Origin of the sequence: Klebsiella sp. 2019SCSN059 (assembly GCF_021739525.1) — a bacterium.
Lineage (GTDB): Bacteria > Pseudomonadota > Gammaproteobacteria > Enterobacterales > Enterobacteriaceae > Klebsiella > Klebsiella quasipneumoniae.
Genome location: NZ_JAKKOM010000157.1, coordinates 1 through 344, shown reverse-complemented (window position 1 = coordinate 344; position 344 = coordinate 1). Strand labels below are relative to the sequence as shown.

The 344-nt window shown below is 67.4% G+C and carries 1 protein-coding gene; it reads left to right on the top strand.

The window, feature by feature from the left end; genetic code table 11:
• On the top strand, positions 1–344 hold a 344-nt coding region (locus L2I46_RS29395; protein ID WP_236948422.1), incomplete at both ends, for a sodium ion-translocating decarboxylase subunit beta.

Genomic DNA, 344 nt, shown 5'->3' with positions numbered 1-344 from the left:
TTCGGCCTGATTTCGTTCACCCTGCCGCAGGCGGCGGCCATCGGCATCATCGGCGGCGCCGACGGCCCGACGGCGATCTACCTGTCGGGCAAGCTGGCGCCGGAGCTGCTGGGGGCCATCGCGGTGGCCGCCTACTCCTACATGGCGCTGGTACCGCTGATCCAGCCGCCGATCATGAAGGCGCTGACCACGGATAAGGAGCGGAAGATCCGCATGGTGCAGCTGCGTACGGTGAGTAAGCGGGAGAAGATCCTCTTCCCGGCGGTGCTGTTGCTGCTGGTGGCGCTCCTGCTGCCGGACGCCGCGCCGCTGCTGGGGATGTTCTGCTTCGGCAACCTGATGCG